We start from the raw sequence: 7,446 nt of genomic DNA, 5'->3' as shown, positions 1-7,446 counted from the left end.
CTGATCCAGGGCCAGATAGAGGCGAGCGGGTCTCGGGGCGAAGGCAACGTGCGCACGCCGTTCTCGCAGGAAAGCCTTCTCCGGATCCTCCCGGCCACAGGCTGGCACCCCGCCCCGATACAGGCCGCGGACACAACCGCCCTACAGGACGGCGACTGGGAGGTGGAAGCCTGCGCGACACTGCTCGACAACGTCGATCGGATGGCCGAGCTGCCGAAAACGGTACGGGACCTGGTAATGAGCCAGGCGGATGCGCTTCGGTCCCTGGCGAAGGAGTGCGGTAACACGCCATTGCCGGCCTACTCGCTGACCGCTCGCTGAGCGCACCGGAACAACGGAACGCCGGTCCGTGGCCGCGACCGCCCCACCGGCGGGAAGCGAAACCAGAGCTTCGACGTCGAATATCCGGTCCAGTGGGAGGCGGAGGCGCTGGAGCCGGATGAACTCCAGCGTTTGGTCCTCGCCGCCGTCGACCCGTACATCGACCGCGACGTCCTCGATCGCCTGCGGGGAACAGCAGTGCCGTGCCCTGGAGGAGTTCGCCGGTAGGTGGGGTGTGGCGGCCGAGGGGCCGTCGTAGGCCGGGGCCGTAGGGCGTCCTTGGCCCCGGCTCGGAGGGTCCACGGCGCCCGACGGCGCCGCGGACGAGAGCGTAGGGAGTCACGCAGAAGGCGCCGAGGGTGGCGGCGACGATCATGGCGAGGAACAGCCAGTAGTCGAAGCCGTGGCCGTCGGAGGAGGCGAGGAGTACCCGAAGGTGAGGGTCGCGAGGATGCCGGTGTTTGCGGAGTCCGGCCGCCCAGCCCGTCTTGCTCAGCCCGGTGCCGAGGCCGATGAAGGCCCAGAACAGAGTGGGGCCGGCGATGGCCGAGATGGCCCGGAACACCAGGTGGTCGATGTCTCGGCCGCCGATGTAGTCAGTGAGCTGAGGCGAAGAGATGACTGTCCACACGCCGGTGTAGGCGACGCTGCCCTGGGCAAGTCCGCAACGAGGAGGGTTGTCCAGGTACTGTGGCTTCGGGCCGTCCCGCCCCGGGCGCAGGACGTCGGCGTAGATCCGGGCCCGGACCCCGGGCTCGCCGGGCTCCCAGCGCACAGCCGACCACGACCGACGGAGCTCCCGGGCGTTGCGCAGGCGTGCGTGCGACGCGGAGATCTAGGATCCGGATCATGTGGCGGACCGGCCGCCGCAACGTTCATGGAGGCCGCGGTATGGCCGCTCGAAATCCCGGTGCCGAACGCGGTGACAGCGCCCCCGCACCGGCTCACGACGCCGACGCGGCGACGCTGGCCCTGACGGAGCTCAACGGTGTGACGGTCCTGCGGGCGACAGGCGGAAGCGCTGTCCCCGCGGAGCTTGTCGTGGTGGACGGTGACGGGAACCCCATCGCCGTCTACAAAGCGGGCCCCGCGGTCCGGACGAGGAACATGGCCAACATCATGACGTCAGGCGTCTGGTACCTGGAGGGCGGCAGGTGACGAGCCCCTCTGCTGCCCCGATGGGCGGCCGGGCCCGACCGCCCTTGACGGACAGCCGGTGCTGCAGCACAGAGCCGTAGGAGACCCGACTCCATTCTTCCCGCAGGCCGCCAAGGGCGTCTACGCCCCGGTCGATGCCAGCGACGCCCGGATCCGCGATGCTGGCACCGGCCGGTACGGCCGAGCTCGTCAATGCGACGGTGCCGGCGGGCCTGGCATGCGACGCAGTCCGCGTGTCCCCGGCCCGGCGAACACCACCCGGTCGGCCCTCCTGGACCCCGCAGCGCTCACGTCGCGGGGTTCCACACCACCGCGCACGGTCAGGGCATCGGCTTCGACCGGGCAGTCGCCGCCTCGTGGCCCAGCAGGGCGCTGCCGCACCGGCGGCCGGAGAGGCGGCCGACCCGTGGCCACGGCCGGGGTCCGCACCGCCCGCCCTACCCCCAGCCCGTACGCCGTGTCCGCGGCCCGTCCGGCGTCGCGCCGGAGCCTGCCTCAGCCATTTCCGATCCGGCCCCGGCGCCCGCCCGGATCTCGGGCCGGGGCCGATGACTGCCGGGCCACCGGGCGGCGTACAGCGGCGTGCTGACGGTGCTCGGTGCTCGGTGCTCGGTGCTTGGTTCGGGGTTCGGGGTTCGGGGTTCGGTTCCCGAGTAGTCGGGGTGACCTTGGGGAAGTGTCGGTCCATGACGATGGTGCATGGGGCTGCTGCCGGAATGCGTTCGGCGCAGGAGTTGATCGCGGGTGCCCGCGAAGTGGTGGTTCCCCGATATCAGGCGGCTGTGGAGGACGTTCCGTCCGAGGTACGGCGGCTGATCGGCTATCACGCGGGATGGTGGGACCTGGAGGGACGGCCCACACGGCCCAACGGTCGTTTCCTCCCCTCGGTGATGGCTTTGCTGTGTGCGCAGTCCGGTGCCGGCCGACTGGAGGAGGGTCCGGAGGGCGCCAAGCGGGGTGCCGTGGCGCTGTCGATGATGTTGGATGCGGTGTTGCTGCACGACGATGTCACCGACCGGGACACCGGGCGGCGCGGGCGTCCGGCGGCTTGGACGCAGTTCGGTTCCGGGCCCGCCCTGTACGCCGGGTGTGTCCTGTACTGCACTGCGGTCGCCGAGCTCGCCGGCTCGCCGTTGCTGGCGGAGTACAACCGTGCGGTACGGCTGATGAACGAGGGACAGTTCATGGACACGGCCGCCGAAGAACGGCGGGACGTGACGCTCGACGACTACCTGGACGGAGCCCGGATGAGGACGGGCGAGGCCCTGGGCACGGCCTGTGTGATGGGAGCGTCGGCGATCGGCGAGCCGGAGGAGCGCCTGGCGCTGTATCGCACGGTCGGCGTCAACCTCGGCGTCTGCTACCAGATCCGCAACGACATGATCGGTATCTGGAGCCATGAGGCAGAGGCGTCCGGCAAGGCCGGCCGCACCGACCTGTCGGGCCGCAAGCGGTCCGGTCCCGTTGTCGCTGCGCTGACGTCCGGCACCGATGCGGGTGCGCGGCTGCGCGACCTCTACCTGCGTCCTGAAGCCTTCACCTCCGAGGAAACAGCGCTTGCGGTGCGGCTGATCGAGGAGGCGGGAGGGCGTGACTGGGCCCAGACACAGCTGCGCCGGCGGGCTGAGGAGGTGGATGTGGCGCTCACGCGGTTGCGGCCGGCCGCTGAGGACAGCGGGGATCTTCGGACCGTCGTCTCGGCGGTGGCGTCGCCCTTCACGTCTTCGGCGTGGCCTGGACATCCCACCGAGCACGCGGTCGACCCTGCCGATGACCTGCGTTGAAGGAGCCCCCGTGGGAACCGTCACCGAGGACGAACTCATCATCCTGGTCAACGAGGCCGGCGAGGCGACAGGCACGGCACCAAAGATGGCCAGCCACCACCAGGACACCCCTCTGCACCTGGCCTTCACCTGCTACGTCTTCGACGAGGCGGGCCGGTTCCTCCTGACCCGGCGGGCCTTGACGAAGACGACATGGCCCGGTGCCTGGACCAATAGCTGCTGCGGCCACCCGCTGCCCGGCGAGGCGCTGTTCGACTCCGTGGACCGGCGCCTGCACCACGAACTCGGCACCACCGCACGCCACATGGACATCGTCGTGCCGACGGTCCGCTACCGGGCGGTGATGGACAACGGGGTCGTCGAGAACGAGATCGGCCCGGTACTCCGAGCCGCACTGGCCACCGCCCCCACCCCCAACCCGGAGGAAGTCGCCGAAACCCGATGGGTCTCCTGGGAGCGGTTCGCCGCCGACGTCCTCGACGGCACCCAGGACATCTCCCCGTGGAGCCGCCGCACCGTCGAGCTGCTCTGCGGCCTCGGCCCCGACCCCTGGCAGTGGCCTCCCGTCGCCGCCCGAGCCCTGCCCGCCGCCTTGAACGGCACGACGCGAAGGTGAGCGGGGTAAGGATCGCGGTGCTGGACATGGACGGGACCCTGCTGCCCGGCACCCTGGGAGCGGACCTGCTGCGGCGGGCGGCCGTGACCGGTGTCGGCGATGCGCAGGCCATCGCCCGGGCACTGGCCACCATCCGCAGATATGCCGACGGCGAGATGGACCTGGAGAACGCGGTCAAGACCGTGTACAGGCTCTACGCCCAGGCGATGGCCGGCGTGCCCTGCGACGCCGCTCTCCTGCTCGCCCGCCACGTCTGGAACGAGGCCAGCCGCACGGTCTTCCCCTTCACCGCCCCGCTGATCACCCTGCTGCACGAGAAGGGATTCCGGACCGTGCTGATCTCGGGCAGCCCGCACGAGATCATCCAGCTCGCCGCCACCGACCTGGGCATCGACACCGCCCTGGGCACACAGCGCGCGACCCGAAACGGCAGGCCGACCGGCGCACTGCGTTACGCACCCGCGCTCGCGGACGGCAAGCGGGCAGCGCTGCTCGCTCTCACCGCGGGCTGGGAGCTCGACCTGCGCGGATCACTGGCGATCGGCAACTCCCCCTCGGACGCGCAGATCTTCGAGATGGTCGGGACGGCCATCGCCTTCGAACCGCGGGACGGCCTGTGCTCGACCGCGGCCGCCAGGGGCTGGCCCATCGCCGACCGGACCGACCTCCTGGACCTGTGCACAGAACGTATACACGGCGACAGCGGCGCCCCCCGCCGGCTGAAGCCACCCAGCGCCTGATGTCCTGGCAGCGTGCAGGAGAGATCCCTTCATCGTCGCGGCGCGCGCCTGAGCGGTGGCAGAGCACACCCGCCCAAGCAGCCGACCCCCTGCGGCTGCCGCGGTCTGGGGCGTCGCCGTTCCCAGCACCCCGGCCGTCGTGCCAGGCCGTCCTGCCCCTGCAAGCGCTCGCGTGAGTCGTCCGCCCAGGTGCGCGACGGGGCTGCTCCGGCGGGTCCGGTGCTGGAGCGGGTGGCGCCTGTGGGTGCGGTGGAGGTGGAGGACGACAAGTCGTGTTTCACGCTGACGGTTCGGGGTCGGGGCTTCGTCCCGGACGTGGTGTCGAAGGCGAAGGACGGCAGCACCCTCCACTCCCAGGAGGTCCGGCTGAGCGTGGGTACGGATCAGGCTATGGGCGTGCTGCGGGGTGCGCCGGTCACGGTGTTCCCGGACGCCGATGGGAAGTTCGAGGAGACGTTCACCCCGTGCGGGGTGACCACGCACGGCTCCACCGAGTCCGACTACACCTGTGACGCCAAGAAGGTGAAGGACGAGCACTGTGAGGAGTGGGAGATCGGCGACGTGAAGCAGAGCGGCGGGCGGTGGGTGAGCAGGCTGGTGCAGGTCGTCGCCACCCACGAGCCGTGCCTTGCCGTGCCGAAGGACGACAGGCGCGACTGCTTCAGGAAGCACGGAACGAAGACCAACGTCACCGGGACGCAGACCCTGGGACGGGTCACCTGGCCGCTGAAGGTCACCGGCAAGAGGTAGCGCCGCCGACCGGTGGCCCCGTCGCCAGGGACTGCACCGACTCCGGCCGGGAGGCCGATGCGGTCCCGGGCAGCGGCTCGGTACACCCGGCCGAGACACCCGATGGAGCCCTGCCCGGTCGTGATGAACCTGCGCGCGGGGGATTCGGTGGTTGGTCCCGTAGACGGGTGGTGGCGCAGGCCGTGTGGCTCAAGCGACGGATCAGGTCAGGACGACGGCGTGGTTGGGCTGCAGACCGATGGCCTGGGTGGAATCGAAGACGCCGTCACCGAGGTTGTTGAAGAACATCTGGTACTCGTTGTCGGCGGGCATCGCGGCTGCGTTGCCGGGGGTGGCGAGCGCTGCGGTGAGCAGCGCGGCGCAGGCCGCCGTGGTGGCGGCGCGGGCGATCGTCTTGGTCCAGGTGCTCATGGGGAGGCCTCGTAAGTCGTCGTAGGGAGCGGTGGGAGACCGCGGGCGGGTCTCGGTGTCCTGCAAGGTTGATCAACTGCGAAGGCGCGGCATCGGTCACGGCCCTGCGCAACGGAACACCCCGCAACGCCTCATCCGGCCGCGGAGCTGGTGGCGGTGAGCGCGGATGCCAGCCGCCGCTGCCCCCGAGGCTGGGCGCCCCCGAGGACCTGGCCTGTCCGACCGGCCCGCCGCCCTGGAACAGCTCGGCAACACCGCGGCGCCAACAGCCGGCTGGTGAACATCACCAAGGACTACATCGGCTCCGAGCGGGAGACCGCCCTCCTAGCCGCTGCTCGCGGCCCGCATGGCCGACGTCGCCCGTGGCCCGGAGGGAGAGCAGGGCCTGGGCGTCCGGTTGAAGGCCGGGCCGGGGGACAACGGTGCCTGGGAGCAGGGCCCGCCCGGTGAGCTCGAGGGCCGCCTGCTCGGCGCCATGCCGCGCGTACTGACCACCCCGTCCGGTACCTCAGTTCCTGACGGCCCGCCGGCCTCCACGACGGTGGCCGGCTCCCGTTCCACCGCAACCCCACGGGTGCGGCCCCCGGACGGGGGTGTCCGCCGGGGTGCTCGCGCCGGATCAGGGACAGGTGACGTCGATGGTGACCTCGTGGGTGGCAGCCACGCTGCTGCCCCAGTTCCCGAGGACGTCCTTCATCTGGACTCCGTAGTAGGACCAGAGCTTCCAGGGGCCGCTCTGGCAGGGGTAGGACGCACCGTTGGTGGCCGCCTTGTCGCTTCCGGAGGCCCCGGGGAAGACGGCGTCCTTGGTCTTCGTGCCGTCGGGGAAGGTGATCTCGTAGGAGCTGGGCTCCCAGATCCGGCAGCCGTTCGGCGGCGCGGCCCAGCCGATGATCTTCCACCAGCCGCACTCGGTCCACAGGGTCGGGTAGACACCGCCGTCGCCGCTGTCGTAGAAGCAGAGCCAGCTCTTCATCCGCCGGTCCTGGTTGCTGTCACGGTAGTCGGTCCACTCGCCGCCGCAGTGCGGCTCGGCAACGGTCCGAACCGAGGCGGGCGTGCCCGTCGGATCGGCGGCATGGGAGGGAACGGTGGTGAGGGTGAGTACGCCGATGGCGGCCAGGCCGGTGGCCCAGGCCGCGCGCATACGCCGGACGGGGCGAAGACGAGAGGTGATCATGCGGGCATGATGTCGTTCGTATGCGCCTGAGACCGGCGGCGCAGCGGGGCCCTCACTCGAATGAGGTGACCTGCTCCGCGACCGCCACCTGAGTGCAACCGCTTCCCGCAGCGGCAAGCGGGAGGACCAGCGCGGACGCCCGGCCTGGCAGTCCTGCTCGCCGACGGCGTGGGCGTGGCCGATCCGGCCGGGCAGGCGGTCGTACGGTCCGGGCCGTGTGCCTCCGCCTTTCCCGGCGCAGCGCGGTGGCCGGGGCTTCGCCACGTCAGGACCAGGTGGTGGCTGTTGTGCCGGCCATCCGGCCGTGGATGTGGTGGCGGGGGCCACGGCCCGGCTGCCGGGCCCAGCTCGACGACCGCGGCGAGCTGCGCCGGGTCGGGGCGGTCGTGCCGCTGCCGTCGGCAGGTCGGCCGCGGTCAGAGGCGTTCGACCTTGAGGGAGGAGGCGCGGTCGTTGAAAGTGTCGCCGACGTAGGGGGTGTCGGCG

7 protein-coding genes and 1 pseudogene are annotated in these 7,446 nt (G+C 71.1%); 6 read left to right on the top strand and 2 right to left on the bottom strand.

The features are described 5' to 3' along the window. The 6 genes and pseudogenes from ABZW32_RS38255 to ABZW32_RS38230 form a co-directional block, all read left to right on the top strand. A pseudogene (locus tag ABZW32_RS38255) lies at positions 1-321 on the top strand (methyltransferase type 11); the annotation flags it as partial. A gap of 891 nt (positions 322-1,212) precedes the next feature. Continuing rightward, the gene (locus tag ABZW32_RS38250; protein ID WP_356225311.1) at positions 1,213-1,479 is read left to right on the top strand and encodes a hypothetical protein; all 267 of its coding nucleotides are present in this window, start codon (positions 1,213-1,215) and stop codon (positions 1,477-1,479) included. 686 nt (positions 1,480-2,165) lie between these two features. After that, positions 2,166-3,263 (top strand): polyprenyl synthetase family protein, encoded by a 1,098-nt coding sequence (locus ABZW32_RS38245; protein WP_356225309.1) that lies wholly within the window; start codon positions 2,166-2,168, stop codon positions 3,261-3,263. Between the two features lie 10 nt (positions 3,264-3,273). After that, entirely contained in the window at positions 3,274-3,879 is a 606-nt protein-coding gene (gene idi, locus ABZW32_RS38240) for an isopentenyl-diphosphate Delta-isomerase (RefSeq protein WP_356225307.1), read from the top strand. Further along, positions 3,876-4,619, top strand: coding sequence for a haloacid dehalogenase-like hydrolase (locus tag ABZW32_RS38235; RefSeq protein WP_356225305.1), 744 nt, complete (start codon positions 3,876-3,878; stop codon positions 4,617-4,619). The genes idi and ABZW32_RS38235 overlap by 4 nt, the downstream gene beginning before the upstream one ends. A 240-nt stretch (positions 4,620-4,859) precedes the next feature. Beyond that, positions 4,860-5,369 carry a hypothetical protein gene (locus ABZW32_RS38230; RefSeq protein WP_356225303.1) on the top strand — a complete coding sequence of 170 codons (510 nt, stop codon included), beginning with the start codon at positions 4,860-4,862 and terminating at the stop codon, positions 5,367-5,369. A 201-nt stretch (positions 5,370-5,570) separates the two neighbouring features. Here ABZW32_RS38230 and ABZW32_RS38225 read toward each other — a convergent pair whose 3' ends face one another. Together ABZW32_RS38225 and ABZW32_RS38220 are read right to left on the bottom strand one after the other, a co-directional pair. Next, positions 5,571-5,780: a hypothetical protein gene (locus ABZW32_RS38225; RefSeq protein WP_356225301.1), complete on the bottom strand. Its 210-nt coding sequence runs from the start codon at positions 5,778-5,780 to the stop codon at positions 5,571-5,573. 619 nt (positions 5,781-6,399) lie between these two features. Further along, the gene (locus tag ABZW32_RS38220) at positions 6,400-6,960 is read right to left on the bottom strand and encodes a hypothetical protein (RefSeq protein ID WP_356225299.1); all 561 of its coding nucleotides are present in this window, start codon (positions 6,958-6,960) and stop codon (positions 6,400-6,402) included. Positions 6,961-7,446 lie beyond the last annotated feature (486 nt).

The sequence above is a fragment of the Streptomyces sp. NPDC004667 genome (assembly GCF_040609475.1).
In the GTDB taxonomy this organism is placed as follows: Bacteria; Actinomycetota; Actinomycetes; order Streptomycetales; family Streptomycetaceae; genus Streptomyces.
This window is presented reverse-complemented; position numbering and strand designations above follow the sequence as displayed.